The 24,880-nt window shown below is 67.4% G+C and carries 19 protein-coding genes and 1 tRNA gene; 19 read left to right on the top strand and 1 reads right to left on the bottom strand.

Features of this window, described 5'->3' with window-relative positions:
- Window positions 1-40: 40 nt before the first annotated feature.
- From rsmI to purH, 16 genes are all read left to right on the top strand, one after another.
- Window positions 41-946 carry a 16S rRNA (cytidine(1402)-2'-O)-methyltransferase gene (rsmI, locus tag WEG36_06745; protein MEX1257295.1) on the top strand — a complete coding sequence of 302 codons (906 nt, stop codon included), beginning with the start codon at window positions 41-43 and terminating at the stop codon, window positions 944-946.
- On the top strand, window positions 943-1,671 hold the full coding sequence (locus tag WEG36_06740; GenBank protein MEX1257294.1) for a DUF4159 domain-containing protein: 729 nt from the start codon (window positions 943-945) through the stop codon (window positions 1,669-1,671). The genes rsmI and WEG36_06740 overlap by 4 nt, the downstream gene beginning before the upstream one ends.
- Entirely contained in the window at window positions 1,668-5,012 is a 3,345-nt protein-coding gene (locus WEG36_06735; protein ID MEX1257293.1) for a hypothetical protein, read from the top strand. The genes WEG36_06740 and WEG36_06735 overlap by 4 nt, the downstream gene beginning before the upstream one ends.
- Window positions 5,009-5,722, top strand: coding sequence for a hypothetical protein (locus WEG36_06730; GenBank protein ID MEX1257292.1), 714 nt, complete (start codon window positions 5,009-5,011; stop codon window positions 5,720-5,722). Before WEG36_06735 ends, WEG36_06730 begins: the two co-directional genes overlap by 4 nt.
- Window positions 5,722-6,984 (top strand): asparagine synthetase B, encoded by a 1,263-nt coding sequence (locus tag WEG36_06725; GenBank protein ID MEX1257291.1) that lies wholly within the window; start codon window positions 5,722-5,724, stop codon window positions 6,982-6,984. Before WEG36_06730 ends, WEG36_06725 begins: the two co-directional genes overlap by 1 nt.
- A gap of 83 nt (window positions 6,985-7,067) precedes the next feature.
- Complete coding sequence (locus tag WEG36_06720) at window positions 7,068-9,581, top strand: helicase C-terminal domain-containing protein (GenBank protein ID MEX1257290.1); 2,514 nt, start codon at window positions 7,068-7,070, stop codon at window positions 9,579-9,581.
- 38 nt (window positions 9,582-9,619) lie between these two features.
- The gene (locus WEG36_06715; protein ID MEX1257289.1) at window positions 9,620-9,904 is read left to right on the top strand and encodes a hypothetical protein; all 285 of its coding nucleotides are present in this window, start codon (window positions 9,620-9,622) and stop codon (window positions 9,902-9,904) included.
- An 11-nt stretch (window positions 9,905-9,915) separates the two neighbouring features.
- Window positions 9,916-10,587 carry a fumarylacetoacetate hydrolase family protein gene (locus WEG36_06710; GenBank protein MEX1257288.1) on the top strand — a complete coding sequence of 224 codons (672 nt, stop codon included), beginning with the start codon at window positions 9,916-9,918 and terminating at the stop codon, window positions 10,585-10,587.
- A 78-nt stretch (window positions 10,588-10,665) separates the two neighbouring features.
- Complete coding sequence (locus tag WEG36_06705) at window positions 10,666-11,511, top strand: hypothetical protein (protein MEX1257287.1); 846 nt, start codon at window positions 10,666-10,668, stop codon at window positions 11,509-11,511.
- Between the two features lie 136 nt (window positions 11,512-11,647).
- On the top strand, window positions 11,648-12,985 hold the full coding sequence (locus tag WEG36_06700; protein ID MEX1257286.1) for an HD domain-containing phosphohydrolase: 1,338 nt from the start codon (window positions 11,648-11,650) through the stop codon (window positions 12,983-12,985).
- Between the two features lie 97 nt (window positions 12,986-13,082).
- The gene (locus WEG36_06695) at window positions 13,083-15,902 is read left to right on the top strand and encodes a valine--tRNA ligase (protein MEX1257285.1); all 2,820 of its coding nucleotides are present in this window, start codon (window positions 13,083-13,085) and stop codon (window positions 15,900-15,902) included.
- Window positions 15,899-17,113 carry an Ig-like domain-containing protein gene (locus WEG36_06690; protein ID MEX1257284.1) on the top strand — a complete coding sequence of 405 codons (1,215 nt, stop codon included), beginning with the start codon at window positions 15,899-15,901 and terminating at the stop codon, window positions 17,111-17,113. The genes WEG36_06695 and WEG36_06690 overlap by 4 nt, the downstream gene beginning before the upstream one ends.
- 165 nt (window positions 17,114-17,278) lie before the next feature.
- Window positions 17,279-17,611, top strand: coding sequence for an iron-sulfur cluster assembly accessory protein (locus WEG36_06685; GenBank protein ID MEX1257283.1), 333 nt, complete (start codon window positions 17,279-17,281; stop codon window positions 17,609-17,611).
- Window positions 17,587-18,264 carry an MBL fold metallo-hydrolase gene (locus WEG36_06680; protein ID MEX1257282.1) on the top strand — a complete coding sequence of 226 codons (678 nt, stop codon included), beginning with the start codon at window positions 17,587-17,589 and terminating at the stop codon, window positions 18,262-18,264. The genes WEG36_06685 and WEG36_06680 overlap by 25 nt, the downstream gene beginning before the upstream one ends.
- Entirely contained in the window at window positions 18,261-18,923 is a 663-nt protein-coding gene (gene purN, locus WEG36_06675) for a phosphoribosylglycinamide formyltransferase (protein ID MEX1257281.1), read from the top strand. Before WEG36_06680 ends, purN begins: the two co-directional genes overlap by 4 nt.
- The gene (gene purH / locus WEG36_06670; protein ID MEX1257280.1) at window positions 18,920-20,593 is read left to right on the top strand and encodes a bifunctional phosphoribosylaminoimidazolecarboxamide formyltransferase/IMP cyclohydrolase; all 1,674 of its coding nucleotides are present in this window, start codon (window positions 18,920-18,922) and stop codon (window positions 20,591-20,593) included. Before purN ends, purH begins: the two co-directional genes overlap by 4 nt.
- A gap of 6 nt (window positions 20,594-20,599) precedes the next feature.
- On the opposite strand, the gene WEG36_06665 is transcribed toward purH, so the two are convergent.
- The gene (locus tag WEG36_06665) at window positions 20,600-22,327 is read right to left on the bottom strand and encodes an NAD-binding protein (GenBank protein ID MEX1257279.1); all 1,728 of its coding nucleotides are present in this window, start codon (window positions 22,325-22,327) and stop codon (window positions 20,600-20,602) included.
- Window positions 22,328-22,537: 210 nt separating this feature from the next.
- Here WEG36_06665 and WEG36_06660 point away from each other — a divergent pair.
- The 3 genes from WEG36_06660 to WEG36_06650 all read left to right on the top strand — a co-directional run bounded on the left by WEG36_06660 (window position 22,538) and on the right by WEG36_06650 (window position 24,828).
- A tRNA-Ser gene (locus WEG36_06660) sits at window positions 22,538-22,621 on the top strand.
- A 140-nt stretch (window positions 22,622-22,761) separates the two neighbouring features.
- Entirely contained in the window at window positions 22,762-24,063 is a 1,302-nt protein-coding gene (locus WEG36_06655) for an O-acetylhomoserine aminocarboxypropyltransferase/cysteine synthase (protein ID MEX1257278.1), read from the top strand.
- Window positions 24,064-24,537: 474 nt separating this feature from the next.
- Window positions 24,538-24,828, top strand: a complete 291-nt coding sequence (locus WEG36_06650) for a hypothetical protein (protein ID MEX1257277.1) — start codon at window positions 24,538-24,540, stop codon at window positions 24,826-24,828.
- Window positions 24,829-24,880: the final 52 nt, after the last annotated feature.

Below are 24,880 nucleotides of genomic sequence, written 5' to 3'. Positions count from 1 at the left end.
AGGATGTTATACCCCTCCGTTTCGGCCTATCTTCAGGGTCATGGGCACCCTGTACCTCGTCACCACCCCGATCGGGAATCTGGAGGACCTCTCCCCGCGCGCCGCGCGGATACTTGGAGAGGTCGAAACCGTGCTCGCCGAGGACACTCGCCGAACCGGAATCCTCCTTCGCCACCTTGGACTTTCGACGCCCCTACTCTCCCTTCACGCGCACAACGAAGAAGGGAGGGGGGACGAAGTGCTTCACCGCCTCCGGTCCGGGGCCGCCCTCGCCCTCGTTTCGGACGCCGGAACACCACTGGTTTCCGACCCGGGTGAGCGCCTCGTTCGGCGAGCCCTCGATGAGGGTCAGGAAGTGGTGCCGATCCCGGGTCCCTCGGCGATCCTCCACGCCCTGGTCGGCTCCGGGCTTCCCCCCGTCCCCTTCACCTTTCTCGGATTCCTTCCGCGTAAGGGGAAGGAGCGAGACGAGGCGCTGGACCGGGTCGCGCTGTCCCGAGAGACGGTCGTCTTCTTCGAATCCCCCGAGCGCACCGCGAGGACGTTGGCCGACCTCGAGGGTCGCTGCGGAGCGGGCCGGCGGGCCGCCGTGGCCCGGGAGCTCACCAAGCTCCACGAGGAATTCCGGCGCGGAACCCTCGAAGAGCTCGCCGGCTCCTACGCCACGAGTGAGGACCCGAAGGGCGAAGTGACCCTGGTCGTGGCCCCGGCCGAGGGGGACGGGGTATCCCAACGGGTGGACGAGGAGGCCGGACGCGTCCTGGCCGAGGCGCTCCTTCGGAGCGGGAGTTCTCCGAGCCGGGCGGCGCACGACCTTTCACGGAGGCTCGGAATCTCGCGGAACCGGGCGTATGCTTTGGTGCAGGAGTTGGTAGGAGAGGGCGTTTCAACCGGGGCACCTGTCGCCCCACACTCAGGGCTCGAAGCCGAGAGCGATTCAGATTGAGCTTGTTTTCCCTGGTGTTGGCGCTCCTTTTTGGAGGGGCGGGAGGACTGGATCGGCGGGCCGCGTCCGCGGCCGCGCCGGCCACCGCGCGGGTCATCGCGCCCGCGGCGGTGCCGCACCTTGCTCCCCTCGGTGTGGCCCGGCTCCAATACGGCGGCGGTGGCGATTGGTACGCGAATCCGTCCGCGCTTCCCAACCTCCTCGAAGCGGTCCGCCTGCGGACGGGGCTCCCCGTCGCCGATCGGGAGGTCGTGATCACCCCCCTGGATCCAGGACTTCGGGATCACCCCTTCCTCTTCCTGACTGGACACGGCGAGGTCGCCTTCGCGGCGGATGAGCGCCAAGCGCTCCGGAGCTACCTCGAGTCGGGCGGATTCCTCCTGGCCGACGACACGTACGGGCTGGACGAATCGTTTCGGCGGGAAATGGCGCTCCTCTTTCCCGACCGTCCCCTCACCGAGCTTCCGCCGGACCATCCCGTCTTCCACCTCTTCTACGAGCTCCCTGGCGGGCTTCCGAAGATTCACGAGCACACGGGAGCTCCCCCGCAGGCATTCGGCATCTTCCACGAGGGACGCCTCGTCGTCTTTTACTCCTTCGAATCGGATCTCGGGGACGGATGGGAGGATCCGCAGGTGCACGACAACCCTCCGGAGCTCCGTGAGGCCGCCCTCAGGATGGGCGTGAACCTGTTTCTCTACGCCGTGAGCAGGGCGGCTCCATGACCCACCCCTCGCTCCTCGGGATTCTCGCGCAGATCCGCGCGACACTCCGCAGGCGGGCGGGGGCCGCGTTGGCCTGCACCGCGGCCGGCATCGTGGGACTCGTGCTCGTCCTGGCCTGGTTCCTTGCGGGGACCGATGGCTGGACACCAGGCACCCCGATTCCCCTCCTCCTCCTCCTCGGTGGCGGGATCGCGCTGGCCGGGATCGGACTCCTCGTCTTTTCTCGCCTCGCGCGGTGGACCGGCGAGGCCGGGATCTCGGGGGAAATCGAACGCTCGGCCCACCTCCCCGACGGCTCGGTGCGCGCACAGGCCGAGCTCCTCACCGCGCTCCCGCGGGGCGTCTCAGGGCCCCTCGCGAGAGCCGGGGAGGGCGTGCTCCTCTCGCGGCTGCAAGGAAGCGTGGGGCAGCTCGCGGGCGAGCCGGGGCGTATCGTCGGACGCTGGCTCCGGGTCGCCGGAGTCACTTCCGTGGTCGCGGTCGTCATCGTTGCCGCCCTGGTGGCGCTGACGCCCGATCGCACGAGAATGGCCTGGGCCGGTCTCACGACCCCCGCGGCGCTCCTTCGGCCACCGCCGCTCGCGCCACTCGAGCTCCGCCCGGGTGACGCCCGCCTCCCGCGGGGTGAGGCGCCCCGCGTCGAGATCGTGGCAGACGGGCGGGATTCCGTCACGCTGCATTGGCAGGAAGTCGGTGCCCTCGTCGAGTCCCGTACCCTTCCCGTCGGGGGCGGCGCCGCAACCGCGGACCTCCCGCCCCTCGAATCGGAGACGCGGTACTGGGCCACGGCGGTGGACGGGGCTCAGACGGGGGAGTTTCTCCTCACCCCGGTGGATCCCTCTCTCGTGGCCGACCTTCTGATCGAGGTCTTTTATCCACCGCACACCCGGCTTGCCTCGGAGCTCGTCCGCGGCGCTCCGGAGTCGCTCCTCCTTCCCGAGGGGACCACCCTCTCGATCACGGGGAGCGTCGAAGGCTCGGGAGGCGAAGTCTCCCTCGTCGGGGAGGGCGACGCGGTGGCCGTTCGTCTTGCCGTGGAGGGGAATCGCTTCACGGGGCGCTGGCGGCCACTCCGCTCGGAGCGTTTGGAATGGGTGGTGAGCGGGGGAAGGGAAGGTGCGCTTCTCCCGCCCCCGCTCGACATCGAAATCGTCCCTGACGCGACGCCCGCCATCGCCTTCCCTGTCCCCGGCGCCGATGGAGTGCTTCCCCTCTCCCTTCGCCTCCCGATCCTCGTCGAGGCGACGGACGACTACGGGGTCGCCTGGATCGAGCTCGAGTCCATGCTCCGGGGCTCCGACGGAACGACGCGGGAGCCGGTTCGCGATCGGGTGGAGACGGGGGAGCGACCCACGGTGACGCTCCGCTCGGTCCTCGACTTCAACGCCTGGGGGATTCTCCCAGGCGAAGAAATTCAACTCCGCGCGCGAGCCGCCGACAACGCGCCGTCGCCCCACATCGTGGAGAGCGCCTGGATCACCCTCAGGATGCCCGCGGAGTCGGAGCTCCGGGAGCTCGCACGCGTGCAGATTGACGAGGCGGCCTCGCGGACGGAGGAGCTTCTCGACCGGGCCGCCCGCGAAGCTGCCGAGATCCACTCCCTGCAGCGGGAGGAGGAGCTCCAGCGCGCGCGGGCCAATCCATCCACACCGCGGGACCAATTCGAGCAGCGAGAGGAGCTCACCCAGGCGCTCGAACGGCAGTCCACCCTCGCGCAGGACACGGATGAGGTCCGGGAGAGGCTCGAGGAGTTACGCGAAGCCCTCGCGGAAGAGGCGGAAGAGGAGGAAGGAGCCGAGTCCTCCCTCCAGGAGCGGATCGAGGAGCTCGAGAAGCTCCTGGAGGAGGTCCTCGGGCCCGAAGGGCGGGAGCGCCTCGAAGAGCTTCTGGAGCGCCTTCGCCAGGGGGAGATGCCTCAGACTCCCGGCCAGATCCTCGACGAAATCGCCCAGCGCCAGGAAGAGATGCAGAGCCGGCTCGAACAGGCGCTCGAGCGGCTGCGCCGGAGCGCGCTCGAGGAATCCATGAGGGCGACGGAGGAGGAGATCCAGTCCCTCATGGAAACGCAGGCGGAGGTGGCGGATAGCCTCGCCGCGGGACAGGGATCGGAGACGCAGGAGGAGTTGGCGCGCCGCACGGAGTCGGTCGAGGATCGCGTCGCCCAGCTCGAGGAGAGGCTGAGAACCGGGGGAGACGAGGCGCCGGCGGATCGAGCAGAACAGGCCAACCGGGAGATGGCGGCGGCGCGGGAGGCGATGGAGGAGGCCGCCCGCCAGAACCGGCAGGGAAACGACTCTCAGGCCCGCGAAGAAGCCCAGCGCGCCGCGGAGGAGCTCCAGAGCGCGCTCCAGGAGCTTCAGGAAGCCCGCGAGGACTTCGGCGACGATCTCCAGGCCGCGATGGAGGAGGCGCTTCGGCGCGGAGCGCACAACGCCCTTTCCCTCGCGCGGCGCCAGGGGGAGCTTCGAGAGGAATTCCCCAACGCCGGACCAAACCGGCGCGGAGAGTTCGAGGGAGACGAGGTCGCGCTCCTCGAGGGGCTGAGAAATCTGGCGAACGAGCTCGCCGCCGCCACACTCCAAAATCCCGCGCTCGGAGGCGCCATCTCCCTGGCGGCGGGACGTGCGACGGAAGCCGCGGAACGCGCGATCGACGGGCTCCGCGGGAGCCCTTCGGTCCAGCCCGCGACCGATGCCGCGGCCGGGAATATCCAGGCCGCACTTCAGGATATGGCTCTCCTCGCCCTTTCGGGGGCGGGACAGCAGAGTGGGGGATCCCCCGCCGAGGCGGGCGCTTCGGCCGAGGAGATTCTCGCCCAGATGGAAGCACTCGCCCAGGCGCAGCAGTCCATCAACCGGGATTCACGCGCGCTCGGTCAGGATCCGGGGACGGACGGGCGCACGGCCCGGCTCGAAGAACTGGCGCGCACGCAGGAGTCCATCGCGAGCTCGCTCGGGGACCTCTCCCGCGAGCCGGGAGCCGGCCAGATTCCCGGGAGCCTCGAAGCACTCGCTGAGGAAGCTCAGCAGATTGCCGAGGAGTTGAATGGGGGACGAATCGACGGGACGACGCTGGACCGTCAGGACCACTTCCTCGACCGGCTCCTCTCGGCGGGACGCACGCTCGAGCGCGACGGTCCGACCGAGGAGCGCGAGGGAACCACGGCGGGAGCGGTGGAACGGCGCATCGTCTCGCCGCTCCCGGACTATCTCCTCGAGGTTCTCGCCCTCCCGATTCCCGCGCCCTCGGAGTTGGATGCCCTCACACCCGGCCAGCGGCGCCTCGTCCTCGACTACTTCGAGAGGGTGAACAGGCGTCAGGCGGCGGAGGGGAATCCATGACTCTCGCTCCGGGGCGGGCGTGCCTCACTCTCCTCGTCCTCCTCGCCGTGCCGGGTGCGCCGGCCGCGTCGGGAGAGGGGCCGGTCCCGGCGACGTACCCCCCGCCATTCTCCGCGGCCGACACCATCTCCAACCTGGCGGAGATCGTCCAGTGGGCCGGCCCCGGTGGCGATCCTGCGAAAGCGAGCGAGGAGATCCGCGCGATCGTCGCGGACCGGGAGCCCCTCGAGGCCACGAGTTGGGTGCATCTGCTCGCCCTTCTCGGCCGCATCACGCCGGCGTCTGCGCCCCTGGCGGTCCGGGCGGTCGCGTACGCGGACGCGGGAGACGAACCGGCAGCGGTCGAGGTGATCGTGGACGGAGTGGACGCCGCTCCGGAGGACGATCGCGGCTCCCTGCTCGCTCTGGCGGCGCTCCTTTCCGAAGCGGCCGATCCGACGCGGGCCGCCGAGTTACGCGTACGTGTGATGGACGAGGCTCCGGAAGCGATCGAGATCCCCGAGATCAGGCTTCGGCACGCCCGCTGGCTCCTCAGCATCGACGCGCGGCGCGCGGAAGGGTTCCGCCTTGTCGAGGATCTGATCGTGGATGGCCCAGACCACCCGATCGCGCCGGAGGCGCGTCGCCTTCTCCAGATCGAGCGGGCCCGCGACCAGGGGCGTCCCGTCCTCCCTTCGACCTCGGGTCCGCCGGTCCCGAATCGCCGCTGATGACCGTTTTTTCCCGGATCTGCGCGTTCCTGCTCCTGGCGTGGGCCTCGTTCGTTTCCCCGCTGGGGGCGCAGCACCTCCTCGTCCCGATGGACGCCGCGCAGTCGAACCACCTGAAGGCGTATGGGCTGACCTACTGGCTTCTCAGCCAGGGGGAGTCCGCGGAGTGGCTCCTCAATTACCGGGCCGGCTCCTTCCTCCTTCCGGACCTGGCTCAGGTGCGCCGCGAAGCCGCACTCCGAGGGGTTCACTTCGAGGCGGTGAACGGAGAGGAGCTCGAGCGGATTCGCGGCATCATCCAGGCGGGGAACATGGAGTCGGTTCCCCTCGAGACGGCACCGAAGATCGCCGTTTACACGCCCCCGAACGCGACGCCGTGGGACGATGCGGTCACGATGGCGCTCACCTACGCGGACATCCCCTACGAGACGATCTGGGATCCGGAGGTCCTCACGGGGGGACTCGAGGAGTACGAGTGGCTTCACCTGCATCACGAAGACTTCACGGGCCAGTATTCGAAGTTCTACCTGAGTTACCAGGACGCCGCCTGGCTTCAGGAGGAAGTCGCCCGGAACCGCGAGGTGGCGGACCGCTTCCGATTTTCGGACGTTCCCGCCCTCAAGAGAGCGGTCGCCGAGGAGATCCGGGCGTACGTCGAGGGAGGAGGCTTCTTGTTCGCGATGTGCTCCGCGACGGAGACCCTCGACCTTTCGCTCGCGAGCCACGCGACCGACATCACGGCGAGTTACGCGAACGGGAGGCCGCCGGATGCGAACGCGAACGAGCGGATGGACTGGCAGTCCGCGCTCGCGTTCACGGCCGCGCGCGTGGAGCTTTCACCCTCGGTCAACTCCTTTTCGGACATTGACTACCACCAGGTGAACACGAACCGGAGAGAGCGCCTCGGGTATTTCACTCTCTTCGAGTTCTCAGCGAAGATCGACCCCGTGCCGACGATGCTGGTTCAGAATCATGAGGCACTGATCCCCGACTTCTACGGGCTCACGACTTCCTTCCGGCGCTCCCGCCTCAAGCCTTCGATCACGGTGCTCGCGGAGGAGGGAAGCTGGGCGAAGTACATCCACGGTTCTTATGGCGCGGGAACCTTCACCTTTTACGGCGGTCACGATCCAGAGGACCCCGAACACCAGATCGGGGACCCGCCGACGAATCTCGACCTGCACCCCGGTTCGCCGGGGTATCGTCTGATCCTGAACAACGTCCTCTTTCCCGCGGCGCGGCCTCGCCCCCTCCGGACCTGACCACTTCCGGCCACCCCCTCAGCCTCGATCCCAGCGCGGCCCGGACGATCCGTCAGGAAATCGAAAAGGCCGGAGGGCGAGAGGTGTGCTTCGTCGCCCGCGTCACTTCCCAGAGGACCATCGTCGAGCCCCGCGCGGTGGCCCGTGGAAACCATCAGGCCGTCCTCGCGGCGGCCCGTGACACCGAGCCCGGTGAAATCGTTCTCCACAACCACCCGTCGGGCGTTCTCGAGCCTTCCGAGGCCGATCTGGTCCTCGCCGCACGGGTCTATGAGGAGGGGCTCGGGACCGGGATCGTGGACAACGCCGCGCGTGCCCTGTACGTCGTGGTGGAGCCGCCGGCCCCCCGCCATCGGGCCCGCCTCGATCCAGACGACGTAGAGCGCATCCTTTCGCCCGATGGCCCCCTGGCGGCGCGTTTTCCGGGTTATGAAGACCGGCCGGCACAGCGGGAGATGCTCAGGGAAGTCGTGGCGCGTTACAACGAGGGGGGGATCGCCGTCGTCGAGGCGGGAACCGGGACGGGGAAATCCCTCGCCTACCTCCTTCCGGCCGCGCTCTGGGCGCTCCGCAACGGGGAGCGGACCGTGATCTCGACGAATACGATCAACCTTCAGGAGCAGCTCGTCGGGAAGGATCTCCCCCTGGTCCGCGACCTTCTCGGCGAGGATCTCCGGTGGGCGCTCGTGAAGGGAAGGGGCAACTATGTCTCGATCCGGCGCCTCCTCCTCGCCGCACAAGCAGCTCCCACCCTGTTCGAGGAGGACCGCGGCTCCGAGCTGGAGGCGCTCGTGGCCTGGAGCCGGACGACGGAGGACGGCTCTCTCTCCGATCTCTCCGTCCAGCTTTCCGAGGAAGTCTGGGAAGAGGTCCGGTCGGACGGCGACATCTGCATGGGCGCGCGATGTCCGCACTTCCAGGCCTGTTTCTACCAGAAATCGCGCCGGGTCGCGAGCGCGGCGGAGCTCCTCGTGGCGAATCACGCGCTCCTCCTCGCCGACGTGTCGCTCCGCCGGGCCTCCGACAACTGGGCTCAACCGGCCGTCCTCCCCGCATACCGCCACGTGGTGCTCGACGAGGGGCACAACGTCGAGGATGCCGCGACGTCCCATCTCGGGGCCGAGGTGACACGTTCGGGGCTTTTCCGCGCGCTCGATCGCCTCGATCGCAATGGGAAAGGGGTCCTCCTCGCGGTCGAGGAGGGGCTCACGACCGCGCCGCCGGATGGGGAGGCGGGCCGGATCCTGGAGCGGGTGGAGGGCCGGCTCCGTCCGGCGGTGACTCGCGCCCGCGAAGCGCTCGCGGCCTTTTTCGACGCCCTCGAGCCACACGTCCCCGACGCCGAGGAGGAGCCCCTCCGCCTCGGACGCGGCGATCCTCGCGATCCTTCGGAGAGCGCGGCCGTCATCGAGCTTCTGGACCGATTGACCGCGAATTTCTCGAGGCTTCGCCGTGAGCTCGAGGGGGTGCGGGTCGGGATCGAGGAGGACGAGACGCTCGCGGATCGATTCGAAGGGCGTCTCCTCGACCTCCACGCCGTCGAGCGGCGCATCGAGTCCGGCGAGCGGGGGCTCACCCTCGTCCTCGATCCGAGAGAGGGGGCGACCCTATTCGTGCGTTGGATCGAGGGGCGCGGCCGTCCCGGGGCCCCCTTCCGCAACGTCCTCCTCGCGGCGGCTCCGGTGGAGCCGGGGGAGCTCCTCCGGACCTCGCTCTTCGAGCAGGTGGAGACCGCGATCGTGACCTCGGCCACCCTCGCCGTCGGCGGGTCGGACTTTCGCTTCGTTCGGGGCCGTCTCGGCCTCGAATCCCCCGTGGAGTCGGCCGAGCGAGCGGCGGCGGCGCGGCGCGGGCCCGAGTTGGCCTTCGGTGACGTCGCAGTGCTCCCATCCGGGATGGACGAAGAGGTGCCGCTCCATGTGACGGAGACTCTTCTCACCTCCCCCTTCGACTATGCCGCGCAAACCGTTTTTTGCGTCCCCACGGACCTTCCGGCGCACGACTCGGGCCTTCCCTTTCAGGAAGCGACGGCGCGTGTCGTCCTGGACCTCGCGGCGATCACCGGAGGGGGGATTTTTGTCCTCTTCACCTCACACCGCGCGCTCCGCACCGTCGCCCGCCTGGCTCGCGAGGCGGGGATCGAGAGCCGCTTTCCGCTCTTCGTTCACGGGGAGGCGCCGCGGTTTCGCCTCCTCCGCGACTTCGTCCGGTCCGAGCGGGGTGTCCTCCTGGGCACTTCGTCCTTCTGGGAAGGGGTGGACGTCCCGGGGGAGCCCCTCCGCGGACTCGTCCTCCAGAAAATCCCCTTCCGGGTTCCCACCGAACCGATCACACAAGCGCGCATGGAGGCGATTGAAGGACGTGGCGGGAGCTCCTTCCACTCCTACCTCCTCCCTCTGGCGGCGCTCCGGCTGAAGCAGGGCTTCGGGCGGCTCATTCGGTCTCGCGAGGACCGCGGCGGTGTGGTCCTCCTCGATTCCAGGATCCTCACGCGCAGCTACGGCCGGGTTCTGCGCCGCGCCCTTCCCGCCTCGCCCCTTGCGAAGGGTCCCTGGGAGGAGCTCCGCCGAGGACTCTCTCGCTTCTACGGCGAATAGCCGCGGGGCGGTTGCTTCCGGGGTCTCAGGGGGTAGATTTGGCGGAGCTTCCCGTCCGGCCCCGCTTCGGCGCCGCCGAATTCGGGGTCGTCCTCACTCCCGAACGCTTCATCTCACCCATGACCAAGCTTGCCGGACTCGCAGTCGGGATCGTCTGGATCGGCTTCGCCTTCCTCTCCTACCGCAATTCGTCCGCCGGATGGGCCGAGGGTCACTCGGACATCGGTTTCTGGTGGTCGGTGATCGCGGCATTTCTCGCGATCGCGGCGACCGTCGCCCTTGTGGGGACCGTGCGGCACCGCCACTCCGGTCCGAAGAAGTAGCGCCGGCGACCATGGCGATTCCTCTCGATCCCCCCCCGACGAAGATCGTCTGCGTCGGGAAAAACTATGCCGATCACGCGAAGGAGCTCGGCGGAACGGTTCCGAGCGAGCCGCTCATCTTCCTCAAGCCGGTGTCCGCCCTCCTCGCGGACGGCGACACCATCCTGGTCCCCCCGGGCGTGGGACGGGTGGACTTCGAAGGAGAGGTGGCGATTCAGATCGGGAAACGCGCGTCGGGGGTCCACCAGAGCGAGGCCCTCGCATTCGTCTCCGGAGTCCTTCCTCTGAACGACGTCACCGCGCGAGACCTCCAAAATCGGGACGGCCAGTGGACGCGGGCGAAGGGGTTCGACACCTTCTGCCCGGTCGGCAAGGTTGTCCCCCTCGACGGACTCGATCTGGCGGCGCTCCGCGTCCAGACGCGCGTCAATGGGGAGCTCAAGCAGGACGCGCCCTTCGCGGACGCGGTCTTTTCCGTGCCGGCGCTCGTCGCCCACATCTCCCGGATCATGACGCTCGAGCCGGGAGACCTCATCGCGACGGGGACCCCGGCGGGGATTGGACCGATCGTCCCCTGGGACGAGGTCGAGGTGACCGTGGTTGGCGTAGGGACCGTGAAGAATCCCGTGCGTGCGGCTCCCGGCGAGCCGTGGCCCTACTCGGTCGGAGGGGGCGCCGGCTGAAGGGGAGCTAGGCGCCAAGCTTCGCGCGGGAACGCCTTTCGCGCGGAACTGCCCTTCCCAGGAGGGTTAGAATCCACGATGACCCCCTCCGGTCCCCGGTCCCGGTCGTACTCCCCCCACCCGCCCTCTCCCAAAACGAGGGAAAGCCGCGCCGTTCGAATTGGGCTCATCGCCTCCGCGATCCTCCACCTCGTCCTGCTCGCGCTTTACCCGGCACTCACCGGAGTCCCGGCGGGGCAATTCCAGGTGACCAGCACGCCGCCCGAAAGGTCCGCGATCCGTGGGATCGAGTTGATCGAGCTCAGCGAGGTCGTCCCGAACGATCCCGCCCTCGTGGTGCGGCCCCCTCTTCCCGAGGAATCGCCACCTCCAGAGTCCGCGCCCGTGGATCGTCCGGTGGCAGAAGCGCCCGCCGCCGAGGAATCGCCTTCCGACGCGGAAGTGGAACCCGCGGAGGTGGAGGCGGAGCTCACGATCGCGGGGCGGCTCCAGCCGCGCCTCGGGGACCTGCGGGTCTGGGCTCCGATTCCGTCTGAATACACCGAGCTCACGGAGGTCGAGCAGGCCGAGATCATCCTCCTCGGGATGCTCCAGAGCTGGAACGACTCGATGGCCGTGGCCGAGGCGCTTTCCGAACAGGCTCGCGATTGGACCTACACCGATTCCTCGGGGCGGCGCTGGGGGCTCGGTTCCGGCCGACTCTATCTCGGGGATTTTTCGATTCCACTTCCGGCATTCGAATTCGCGCCCGGCCTGATCGAGGACCGGCTCGATGCCGGGTGGATCGCCGGAGACCTCGCGCGCGGCGCGGCATCGGCCGCCCTCCGGGAAACGTGGTCGGACCGTGCCCGGATCATCCGTGAGCGGATGGAGGCCGAGAGGAATCGGTCCCGCGCGCGCGCGGACGAAGGCGGCGGCGACTGACGGATCTCCATCGGTGGCGCTTTCGGGTGCCGCGACGCCAGCCTTGCGTATTCCCTCCGGTCCTCAAATGTTTCCCCATTCCTGACGCGACTCGCGGGTGGTGAATGCCCGCGCCCCCGAAGGGCATGGAGGCTCGGTGGACCAGACGGTCTCGATCGAGGGCCGAACATTCTACCAGGGCCTCCTCGAGGCCATGGCGCAGGGAATGGGGTCGGCGAAGGACTACCTCGTCGAACACAGCCCCCGGTCCGCAGTGCTCGCCCATGCGCTTGGCGCTCGGGTCGGGATGGACGACCACGAGCTCGCCGAGCTCTTCTTCGGCGCCGTCCTCGCGGACCTCGGGATGATCGGCCTGGTCGAGGACGCGTGGGAACAGCCGGTTCTGGTCCTCCCCCCCCGCGCGAGAGATGAGGTCCAGAGCCATCCCCTGAGAAGCGCGGCCGGGGCCAGCGCGATTCCGTACCTCGGCGGCTCGGAACGGCTGATTCGCCACCATCACGAATGGTGGGACGGCTCCGGGTATCCCTTCAATCTCCACGGGGAGGAGATTCCGCTGGGTGCGCGAATTCTCCGCCTTGCGGATACCGTGACCGCGCTCGGGGAGCCCCGGCCGCAACGCCCGGCTCTCTCGCAAGAGGAGATCCGCGAGACGGTCAGGGCCGGAGCCGGGAAAGAATTCGATCCCAAGCTGGCGAAGCTTTGGCTCGAATTGGACGCGGCCGGCGAGCTGGAACCCTACCAGCGTCTGGAGTACGGCATGCTCCGAACCCACGCGGTGGAGGCCCTCGTCCCGCGGGAAGTTCCCGTGACTTCTGCGGGCGTTCTTCTCGAGCTCTTTTCTTCCCTGATCGACGCGAAGGATCCTTACACGGGGGGACACTCCCGCCGCGTGGCCCGGCTCGCCGGCACGATGATGGATGTGCTCGGGCACGGTCAGGACCTGCAGACTCATGCGCGGGTAGCCGGTTACCTCCACGACCTGGGGAAGCTCTCCGTTCCCTCGAGGATCCTTCGAAAGCCCGATCGCCTCGCGCCGGATGAGAACGACCGCGTGCGCGAACACGCGCGGGATGGGGCCCGTCTCCTCGAAGAGATTCCCGCGCTCCGTGCTTTCGCCCCGGCCTGCCGCTACCACCACGAGCATTGGGACGGGGGCGGCTATTCCGAAGGGATCGGTGGTGAGGACATCCCTCTCGTCGCGAGGGTCCTCGGAATCTGCGACGCTTACGACGCGATGACGTCCACGCGCGCTTATCGCCCGGCCCTGACGCACGAGACGGCCATCACTGAGATCCGCACCTATCGAAAGATCCAGTTCGGTCCTCAGGAAGCGGACGCCTTTCTCTCCCTTCCATCGAGCCTGTTCGAAACCCTCGAGAGTGACGATGTGCGAGATTTCGATCTCCTTGCCGGCGCGCTTCACGCCTCCCACGCCGAACATGTAGAGGGAGGGCGCGGGAACAATCCTCAGTAGCGCTCCATCGAACGGGCCCGGCGCGCCCGTGGCGGCGCGACGGGGAACCCCTCAGCTTCACCGGCGTACCCGCGAAAACGCCGTTCCCTGATGCGGGATGGGCCGATCCCCGCACCTTTGCTTCTTCAGCGACCATCCAGCGTACTCGAGCGTGGCCGAAGCCCTCCCCACCCGTCTGGAACCGAGCTCCATCGAACCGCCCCTTTACGCCCGGGCGCGGGAGCGTGGGGCGTTCCATGTCCCGGCGTCGAGGGTCATCGAGGAGCACGCCGAACCGTACGTGATCGTCATCCCACCCCCCAACGTGACGGCCATCCTGCACATGGGCCATGGCCTGAACAACACGATCCAGGACGTGTTGATCCGCTGGCGGCGGATGCAGGGGCGCGCCTCCCTTTGGGTGCCGGGAACCGACCACGCCGGGATCGCCACCCAAAACGCGGTGGAGCGCGTACTCGCGGCCGAAGGGAAGTCCCGCCACGACCTGGGGCGCGAGGCGTTCGTGGCCCGCGTTTGGGAGTTCGTGGAGAAGACGGGGGGGACGATCCTGGACCAACTCGGGGCGATCGGTGCGAGCTGCGACTGGGAACGCACGCGTTTTACGCTCGAGCCGCAGCTCTCCCGGGCCGTCCGCGAAGTTTTCGTCCGCCTGTATGAGAAGGGGCTCATTTACCGCGGCGAATACATCATCAACTGGTGCCCCCGATGCCTCACCGCGCTCTCCAATGAAGAAGCGGAGGGGACAGAGGTGGAGGGGGCGCTCCATCGGCTGCGGTATCCGATCGCGCGTGAGTCGTGGGAAGCGGCCGCGGCGGCCGCGGCGGCGGGCGCGATGGCCGTGGGACGCACCGATGCCGGGGGTTGGACCCTAACCGTTTCCACGACCCGTCCCGAAACGATGCTGGGTGATACCGGGGTCGCCGTCCACCCCGAGGACGCGCGGTACGCGCCCCTCGTCGGCGCCAAGGTCGTCCTCCCGCTCGCCGAACGGGAGATCCCCGTCGTGGCCGACGCATGGGTGGATCCGGAGTTTGGAACCGGAATGGTCAAGGTCACCCCGGCGCACGACCCGAACGACTTCGAGATCGCCAAGCGCACCGGCCTTGCCTTCGTAAACGTTCTCACCCCGGATGCCTTTACGAACGATGCGGTCCCTGAACCGTTCCGGGGGCTCGACCGGTTCGAGGCCCGCACGGCCATCGTGCATGCCCTGGAGGAGGCCGGCCTTTACGGGGGTGCCGAACCCCACCGCCACTCCATCCCGCACTGCTACAGGTGCGATACGGTGGTGGAGCCGCGCCTCTCGGACCAGTGGTTCGTGCGGATGAAGCCCCTCGCCGAGCCGGCCCTCCGGGCCTCGCGCGAAGGAGACATCACCTTCCATCCGGACCGCTGGACCAAGGTTTACGAGGAATGGCTCGCGAACATCCGCGACTGGTGCATCTCGCGCCAGCTCTGGTGGGGCCACCGCATCCCGGTCTGGACCTGCAGGGCGGAAGGGTGCGGGGAGGCCATGGCCCTGCGTGAAGATCCTTCGGTCTGTCCGGCCTGCGGCTCCGCCGAGCTCGAGCAGGATCCCGATGTGCTCGACACCTGGTTCAGCTCCTGGCTCTGGCCCTTTTCCGTCTTCGGCTGGCCCGACGAGAGCGACGACCTCGAGGCCTTTTATCCCGGGCACACGCTCGTGACGGCTCCCGAGATCCTCTTCTTCTGGGTCGCGCGAATGATCATGGCCGGGTACGAGTTCAAGGGGGAGGCCCCCTTCCGGGACATTTTTCTCCATGGGACGGTGCGCGACGCCAAGGGGCGGAAGATGTCCAAGTCCCTCGGGAACGGGATCGACCCCCTCGCGGTCGTGGACCGCTTCGGCGCCGACGCGCTCCGTTACACGGTTCTCTCAATGTGCGGCGCCGGCACGGACATCCACCTCGACCACGAGGATCTCCAGGCCGCCTTCGCCCCCGGGCGAAACTTCGCGAACAAGCTCTGGAACGCGGGTCGCTTCACCCTCATGTCCGTGGGAGAGGATGCTGTCCTCCCCCTCACGGCCGTGGAAGCGCAACTGGAGGCGGCGGACCGCTGGATCCTTTCGAGGCTCTCCCGCACGACCCGGGAGATGACGGACGGGCTCGAGAGATTCCGGCTGCACGAAGCGGTCGAGCGCGGGCACCACTTCTTCTGGGGGGACTTCGCGGACTGGTACCTCGAGCTGGCCAAGGGACGCCTGCGGGGCGAAGAGGGCGAAGAGAGCCGTGCAGTCGCGCGCGCCGTCCTCGTGCATGTCTTCGATGGGGTGCTTCGCCTGCTGCACCCCCTCGTCCCCTTCGTCACGGAATTTCTCTGGGATCGGATTCCCTGGCCGGATGGGGCCGAGCGGCCCGAGTCCCTCCTCGTGGCGCCCTGGCCGAGCCCGCGCGCGGAGCTCGAGAATGCCGAAGCCGAAGCGTACATGGGCCATTTCCAGGAGATGATCACGGCCATCCGCAGCCTTCGGAAGGAATATGGAGTGGGGGAGGGCGCCCGGGTCTCTCTCGTCCTCACCGGCGTGGCTCCGGCGAGGCGAGGGGCGATCGAGAGCGAGAAGGTCCGGCTCGATCAACTCGCGCGGGTTGGACAACTCGACTTCGCGGAGGTGCCGCCCCGTGGCGCCGGCGCGACCGCTGTCCTGCGCGACGGGACCGAACTCTTTCTCCGCCTGGACGGCCTCGTGGATCTCGACAGGGAACGGAGCCGGCTCCGCGAAGAAATCCGAAGGCTCGAGGGCCAGCTCTCGGGGACGGAGGCGAAGCTCTCGAACGAAAACTTCGTGTCCCGGGCTCCCGAAGCCGTGGTCGAGAAGGAACGCGAAAAAGCTTCCACTTACCGGGACCAGCGCGACAAGCTGCGCGTGAAGCTCACCACGCTGGAGGTGAAGTGAGTCCGGACAGGGAAACGCTCCGGACCTGCGTCGCCGCGGCATTCCTCGTCGCGGGGACGGTCGCCGTGTCCGGGTGCGCCCGCACGAGCGGCCAGATCGGCGGAGAGGTTCCCGAAACGCCCCTCCAGATCACCTCCACCAATCCGGAGCCCTTTTCGACCGTCGACCCCTTCGACGGGCCCGTCCGGATCCGATTCCAGCGGGGGCTGAGCGAGCGGCCTGTTCGGGGCTCCCCCGTCGAAGCGGTAGTGGTCTCGCCGCAGGCCGGGCCCCTTCAGGTGACCTCCGGCGGCGGAGGGATCGAAATCTCGATGGAAGGCGGATTCCTGGAGCGGACGGTCTACCGGATCACCGTCCTTCCCCGATTCCGGGACCGGTACGACAATGTGATGACCGGGGCCTTCGATCTGATTTTTTCGACGGGTCCCGAGCTGGAACCGAACTTCCTCGCCGGGATCGTCACGGATCGTATCTCCGGGGCGGCGGCGGACGGGGCCCGCGTGGACCTCGTCCCGGCCGAAGGGGGGACGCCCAGCTCGACCCTGTCGGACTCCACGGGCGTGTTCGCCCTCCCGCATCTCCCGGCAGGGCGTTATGCGGTCGTCGCCTACGAGGACCAAAATCGGAACCGCGAGCCCGATTTCGCCGAGCCGCAAGCCTCCTTCGAGGTGGGGATGAATCGGGGGGACACCCTCGTGGTTCCCGAGCTCATGCTTCTCTCTCCGGACACCTCCGCCGCGGTTTTGGAAGCCGTGGCGATCCAGGACTCGTTGACGCTGCGCCTGACCTTCGACGATTACCTGAGCCTTTCCGACCTGGGGACGGCGGAAGCCCTCCTCAACCGGGAAGGGGCGAACGCGCCGGAAGTCGTGGAGATTCTGGGCGTCGCCCTCTGGCGGGTGCGCCAGGCCGATCCCGACGCGCCTCCCCCCCCGGACGCCGTCCGGCCGGCGCGAGACCTCGCGATCGTCCTGTCCCGCCCCCTCCTTCCGGAGGTGACGTACGGCGTCGCGGTCCAGGGAGTGGTGAACCTGAACGGGGTTCCCGGGGGAGGAGGAGAAGGGGAAGTGACCGGGCCGCCGGCGGCGCCCGCCCCGCCGGCAGACCCACTTCCCGGAGGCCCCATTCCGGGGGGTGTTCCTCCCACCGACCCGCTTCCCGGAGACACCCTCCCGGCCGGCCTCCCCCCCGCGGATCCGCTCCCCGGTTGACCGCCTCCAGCCGCCCTGAATAGCTTTCAGCCACAGGGCCGTACACTAGGCCGCAAGAGGTGCCCGCCGGTGAACCCACACCCGCGGATGGGGTACCAAATGAATGGGACATCGTCCCCGTTGGACCCGCTAAGAGTCCCCGTTCCGGGGCGGAGTGTGGATGAGATGAAGATTCAGCTTTCCGACGCGGCCTTCGCCAAGGTCCAGTCGTTCATTGAGGACCAGGCGGTGGGTGGGGGCGCGGGGCTCCGCGTCGCCGTGCTCCCGGGGGGGTGCTCAGGTTTTCAGTACGGGCTGAACATCGAGGATTCGCCCGAGGAAGACGACGAGATTCTCGATCTGGAGGAGGGAGTCCGCGTTTTCGTGGATCCTTTCAGCGCTCAGTATCTCGAGGGCATTGAGATCGATTACGTGACTTCCATGATGGGATCGGGGTTCACCTTCAAGAATCCCGTCGCCACCGGTGGTTGCGGGTGCGGAAGCTCGTTCACGATCTGATCCGCGCCCTCCCTTTCACCGGCGGGGCCCTCGCCCAAACCGGTTATCTCCTTCGCTGTACGGCTTCCGGCCGCGTGGCCCTCGTGGATCCCGGGGCGACGGCGTCCATCATGATCCGCACAATCCAGGAGGCGGGGGAAGAGGTCGAGGCCGTCTATCTCACGCACGCTCACGTGGACCACGTCGAGGGGGTGGAGGTGGTCCGCGCCTTCACCGATGCTCCCATCTATCTCCATCCCGAAGCGCGGCTCTTTTACGATCATGCCCCCGAGATCGCCGATCGGGTCGGACTCGGTCCGCTCGCCCCACTTCCGCCTCCCGACCGGGACCTCGTGCCGGGTGAAGCCGTCCGGGTTGGGGAGGGCGTGCTTGAGGTTCGCTTTACCCCGGGACATGCGCCGGGTCACGTGATCTTTTACTCCGCGCACGACGGATTCGCTCTCGTCGGAGACGTGATCTTCGCGGGGACGGTCGGGCGCACCGACCTTCCAGGCGGGGATTTCTTGAGGCTCATGCGCTCGATCCGCGAGGAAGTCCTCACGCTGCCGGACGAGACGCGCCTCCTCCCGGGGCACGGACCAGAGACGACGGTCGCGCGGGAGCGGATGGGGAACCCCTTCCTCATCTCGCAGGCTCCGGGCAGCTTCGCGTGAAGCTCCGAGCCGCCGTCTTTGCGTCGGGACGGGGCTCCAATTTCCAGGCTCTCTTGGACCATGCTTCAGCCTCCGCGCAGTCCTTGTGGGAGGTCGTCCTTCTGGTCGTCGACCGGCCGGGGGCGGGCGCCCTGAATCTCGCCCCTGGGAGGGGAATTCCGGGCATCGTCATCATGCCTTCCGAGGATCCGGCCACCTTTCCGGATCGAATCCTCACGCAACTCGAGGGGGTCCGGACCGACTTCGTTCTCCTGGCTGGGTATCTACGGCTCATGCCGCGGGCGGTCGTGGAGCGTTTTCGCGGGAAAATGTTGAACCTCCATCCGGCGCTCCTTCCCGGTTTCGGCGGGAAGGGGATGTACGGAGCCCGTGTCCACCAGGCCGTTCTCGCATCCGGCACCCGGATCTCAGGGGCCACGATCCACTTCGTGGATGAGGAATACGATCGGGGTCGGATTCTGGCGCAGTGGCCCGTACCGGTCCTTTCCGACGATACTCCCGATTCGCTGTACGCTCGAATTCAGGAAGTCGAACACGTCCTTTATCCCGCGGCCGTGGATCTTCTCGCGCGCTCGATTGTGGACGGCGTCGAACCTTCGGCGATCCCCACGATCGGCCGGCACTTTCATCTCTCCGACCAACGACCAACTCCGAAATGACAGTCCCTCGCCGCGCGCTCCTCTCCGTCTGGGACAAGACGGGGATCGAAGACTTTGCCCGCTCCCTTTCCGAGATGGGCTTCGAGATTCTCTCCACCGGAGGAACCGCGAAGGCGCTCCGCGAAGCGGGCTTGGCGGTTCTGGACGTTTCCGAAGTGACGGGACACCCCGAGATCATGGGGGGTCGGGTGAAGACGCTCCACCCGGCGATCCATGGAGGAATTCTCGCGCGCCGCGATGTCGCCGGAGATATGGAGGCCCTCGAGGCGCAGGGGTACCGACCGATCGATGTCGTCGCCGTGAATCTCTATCCGTTCCGGGAGACGATCGCCGCTGGAGGGGTTCCCGTCGCGGCCGCCATGAAGCAGGTGGACATCGGGGGCCCGACGATGATCCGGGCCGCGGCGAAAAATCACGCCCACGTCTGGGTTGTCGTGGACCCCGCGGATTATGCGCGTGTCGTCGCCGCCCTCGAGGGGGAGGCCTTCGGTCCGGGTCTCCGCCGCGAGCTGGCGGCCAAGGTCTTCCGCCACACTTCAGCGTACGACGAGGCGATCACCCGTTACCTCTCCGAAGACGACACGACCTTCCCCGAGATGCTCACACCGGCCTTCCGGAAAGTCTCTTCCTTGCGCTACGGCGAAAACCCCGATCAGGAGGCGGCTTTTTACGCCGTGGAGGGAGAGGAACGGCAGGGGATCGCGTCGCTGACCCAGCATCACGGAAAGGAGCTCTCCTATAACAACCTTCTCGACATCGACGGCGCCCTTCTGGCGCTCTCTCCCTTCGCGTTTTCGCCCCGTCCCGCCGTGGCGATCGTCAAACACACGACGCCCTGCGGCCTCGGGGTGGGCGAGTCCGCGGCCGATGCCTTCGCGCGGGCGCTCCGGACCGACCCGACCAGCGCCTTCGGATCGGTCATTGCCTTCAACCGCACGGTGGACCGAGCCGCGGCCGAGGCGATCGGGGATCTCTTCGCCGAGTGCCTTGTCGCTCCCGACTTCTCGGATGAGGCCATGGAGATCCTCTCCCGGAGAAAAAACGTGCGCATCCTGACCTTTCCCGAGCAGGGGGGAGAGCTGGACGTGCCTCGGGGCGCGGAGGAGGCCCTCGCCGCCTTCGAGTCACGTTTCGCGGGGGACGAACCGGCCCGCCGCGCCGCGCGTTTCCTCGCCGAGCATGGGCGCCAGCCCGAGCCGGTGACGGCGCGCGGGATCTATGGCGGGCTCCTGCTCCAGTCCTCGCCCACGCCCCCCTTCCTGGGAGCGGAGGACTCCGTCTGGAGGGTCGTAACCAAGAGGAGACCCACAGACGAGGAGATGAACGACCTCGAATTCGCTTGGGCGGCGGTCTATGGGATCAAGTCGAACGCGATTCTCCTCGCGCGGGACGGGGCCACCCTCGGGATCGGTGCGGGCCAGATGTCCCGGGTGGACTCTTCGCGCCTCGCGGTGCAAAAGGCCGCCGACGCCGGGCTAGAACTGGCGGGAGCCGTCCTCGCGTCCGACGCCTTTTTTCCGTTCCGGGACGCGGTGGATGCGGCGGTCGCGGCGGGAGTCCGGGCGATCGTGCAACCGGGCGGATCCGTGCGGGACGAGGAGGTGATCGGGGCGGCGGACGAGGCGGGCATCGCCATGGTCTTCACGGGACGGCGCCTCTTCCGGCACTGAGTTCGCTTAGTTCGCCCCGGCTCCGGAGCCCAGTCCGTACTCCTTCGAAAACTCGAAGTGTTGCTCGGGCGTGCCGATCATGTAGAGCCGGGAGCCCGGCTGTAACACGTCGCCGGCGCGCGGGGCGGGCATGAGTCGTCCCTCAGCTTCGACCGCCACCACGTTCAGACCTGTGCGGGCCCGGATCGCCGACTCGGCGAGAGTCGCGCCGGCGAGGGCGCTCGGAAGCGCCTCCTCGAAGAGCTCGACTCCCTCCCCGAGGAGCACGAGCGTCCGCTCGCGAGCGAGCGAGATGATTGCCTCCATCCCCAGGGCCGCGTACGAAAGGACGAGATCGGCGCCTGCCCGTAGGATCGAGGCGACATTCCGCTCGTGGGTCACACGGCTCACGATTCGAAGCGACGGATTGAGCCGTCGGCAATAAACCGCGAGGAATACGTTCATCGCGTCGTCGTTCGTCGTCAGGAGGATCGCGGGCGCCTCCTCGATCCCGGCTTCGTGGAGCACCTCTCGACTCGACGCGTCCCCGACGATCATCCGGTCGGGAAGCCCGGACCATCGCGCCGCCAGATCGGGCTTTCTCTCCACGATGTGGACGGGCACCCCCTGGGCCTTGAGCCGGCGCGTCGCGGCGCGTCCGACCTTTCCGCCGCCGAGGACGATCACCGGATTCCAGTTCGTATCGTAAATGAAAAGGAATTCGTCCAGATCCTCCAGCTGCTCCGCGGTCCCGATGATGACCGGGAGGCAGTGCTCCGTGAGGAGATACTTCGGATGGGATGGAACGAGCTTTCCTCTGTCCCAGACGGCCACGATGTTGATCCCGAGCAACTCCCTGATGGACGTTTCCTCGATCCGCTTCCCCGCGAGCGGGGTGTTCAGGACCGGGAACTCGCCGATGACGAGGTCCCGGAACCGGCCGATTTCATGGACCTGCGCCCGGCCCGCGTTGATGCGGCTCGCGAGCCGCTCGCCGAGTTGTCGCCACAGGGGGAAGACGTGCGTGGCGCCGGCGAGCTGCAAGACGTCAATCGTGTCCTCGGTGGAGGCGACTGCCGCGATGGGCACCGTCGCCGACACCTCCCGTACCGTGAGAATCACGTTGGTGTTCGAGATGTCGTCCGCATTCACCACGACCAGTTTCGCCCGGTCGGCGCCCACGCCGCGGAAGGTCTCGACAGCATCGAGCGGTCCCGTCACGATGCGGAGCCCGTCGGCATGGCGTCGGCTCGCACGCTCGGGGTCCGGATCGAGGATCACGTAGGGGATCTTGTGGAGGTCGAGCTGCTCGATGACGCTCTCGGCCACCGAGTCGTAGTCACACAGAATGACGTGGTCCCGAATCTCGCCGGGGAGGGAGCGGGGGGCGCGCAGGCGGAGCTGAGCCTGGAGCCAGGGCGCGTAGAGGTAAGTAATGAAGGCGAAAGGGAGGACGACGAGAAGGAGGATCACCCCCGAGAAGAGCACGAGGATGCTGAAGGCACGGCCGAGGTCGGTGTGGAAGGTGATGTCCCCGAATCCCAGCGTGGACATCGTGACGAGCGTCCAATAAACACCCGAGAACCAGGTGTGCTCCTGTCCTTCCGCGCGCGACATGATGACGTGGAAGAGGATGCTGTAGAGGGCGATGACCGCGACGAGAAGGATGAGGTACTTCGCCAGCGCCCGCAGATTTCGGCGAACCTCGGGCTCCCGATAAAAGAGCGCGAGTTGGGTGCCGAGGGTCTTGATCACGAATGCGTCGCCTGGACGGAAAATGGTTTGGCGAGGGGGATCCTCGAGGCCCGTCGCGCAGGACGGAGACGGACGTGGGGTTCATCCGGTCGTGAGAGGCGGAAGCAAGGTATCGAGGGCCACGAGAGCCAGCAAGAAAGTCCAAATGCCGGGCCGTTGACGGCGCGGCCGCGAATCCATTTCGCTTCCTGAAATGGTATCTTTCCCGTTGGAGGGGTGGCAGAATGGCTAATGCACCGGTCTTGAAAACCGGCGCCCCAAAAGGGCTTGTGGGTTCGAGTCCCACCCCCTCCGTGAGTTCCCAGGCCGTCATTGACCAAATCGTTGCGGAGGCGCCCTTAGAGAGGGGTTCCCCCTAGACTTGAAGTCCTCCGTGCGCTACCCTCGCCAACCCGCCGGGCCCCAATGGCTTCACAAAATGAGGAACTGCAGCCATGAGCACTCCTCCCCTGAATCTGAGCACCCTCTGTCTCCACGCCGGCCAGGTCCCCGACGCCGGCACGGGGGCGCGCGCCGTTCCGATCTACCAGACGACCTCCTACGTCTTCAAGAGCACGGACCACGCCGCGAACCTTTTCGCGCTCAAGGAATTCGGGAACATCTACACGCGGATCATGAATCCGACCACCGATGTCCTCGAGCAACGAATCGCGCAGATCGAGGGGGGGAGCGGGGCACTCGCCGTCGCTTCGGGTCAGGCCGCCGAGGTGTTGGCGATTCTGGCCATCACGCAGGTCGGCGACGAGATCGTCTCGGCCAACAATCTCTATGGCGGAACCTACCAGCTCTTCCATTACACGATGCCGAAGTTGGGGCGCACCGTGAAGTTCGTGGACTCCAAGAATCCGGAGGCATTCCGGAAGGCGATCACTCCCAAGACGCGTGCGATCTACGCCGAGACGGTCGGAAATCCAAAGCTCGACGTGCCGGACTTCGAGGCGCTGGCGAAGGTCGCACACGAGGCGGGAGTCCCCCTCGTGGTGGACAACACCGTGGGGGTCGGCCTGGTGCGCCCCTTCGATTACGGCGCGGACATCATCGCGAGCTCGGCCACCAAATACATCGGAGGGCACGGGACCTCGATCGGGGGGGTGATTGTCGACGGAGGAAAATTCGCCTGGAACAACGGGAAATTCCCGGAGTTCACCGAGCCGGATCCCAGCTATCACGGGCTGGTATTCTGGGATGTTTTTGGCGACTTCCCGGGCCTCGGAAATGTGGCCTTCATCATCAAGACCCGGGTCCAACTGCTTCGGGACCTGGGTCCGGCAATGAGTCCGTTTAATGCCTTTCTCTTTCTCCAGGGGCTTGAAACTCTTCCCCTGCGCCAGACCAGGCATTCGGAGAATGCACTCGAGGTGGCGCGGTTCCTGAAGGGGCACCAACTTGTCGAGTGGGTGACTTACCCGGGTCTCACGGACGACCCCAATCACGCCGTCGCGTCTCGCTACATGAAGCGGGGATTCGGGGGTCTGGTGGGCTTCGGGATCAAGGGCGGATTGGAAGCAGGGAAGCGATTCATCAACTCGGTCCAGCTTTTCTCCCACCTGGCGAACATCGGTGACGCCAAGAGCCTCGTGATCCACCCGGCGTCCACTACGCACCAGCAGCTGACGCCGGAAGAGCAAGCGGAGACCGGGACAACCCCGGACTATGTGCGGCTCTCGATCGGGCTCGAGGACGTGGGGGACATCAAGGCGGATATCGAGCAGGCGCTCCAGAAGTCGCAGGGCTGAGCGAGACCTCCCGCTTCCGACCCTCCCGGCGGTGGGTTCGCGAATTCTTCGCGTCCCGGGGTCCGCATCCCACCTCCCTGTAGGAGTCTCCTCTCGAGCCACTCCCCCGTACCCCGTGAAGGCCGGGGGATAACCTCCCCCAGTGCGCGGAAGAGGTTCTCACCGAACGAAATACAGGGCGGCATGAAATCGTGGCACGGGACTGGCCTTAGGACGTCTTCGCGCAGGACCTGAATCCAGTCATGCTGATGCGCGGCCGGCGCGGCTCCGCATCTGGCCATAAGAGGTGAGAAAGCGATGAATGTCCCTGGAGGTGGCGCGGCCGGCTGCATCTTGCTGACCCTGGCAGCAGGCTGTTCGTCGGCAATCCCCGGCGAGAGGAGTGCGGTACCCGGCGCGATCGTTCCCTTTTCCGAATCCTCGCGACGATCGGCAGCGAGCCCCGAGATTCTCGTAGAGAATGAATGGACCACGGTGGCCCGCGTGTTCTTGGTCGTGCCCGGCGGGAGTGAGGTGCGCCTCGGGCGGGTCGAGGCGCGGCAGGCCGGGACGTTTCGAATTCCCTTGGGATGGACCACTGGAATGGTCCAGCTCGTCGCGCGCCCGAACGCCGTGTGGAATGCGGCCGGATCCTACCAATCCGAGCCCTTTGCACCCGTGCTGGGAATGGACCTCGTTTGGACCCTGAGGGATCGCCCTGCGGCAAGCGTGAACTCCCAGGAGTACTCTCCCGTCAGAGTCGTCGGATGCGGAAGAGCCTGTTGAAGGGACTCGGACTGGCGCGCACAAGTCAGAGGGGGTGGGATCTGACGATCCC

This window comes from Gemmatimonadota bacterium, from assembly GCA_040882465.1.
Taxonomy (GTDB): domain Bacteria; phylum Gemmatimonadota; class Gemmatimonadetes; order Longimicrobiales; family Gaopeijiaceae; genus JBBEBG01.
Note: the sequence above shows the minus strand (reverse complement) of the source record. Positions and strands in the feature narration are given on the sequence as shown.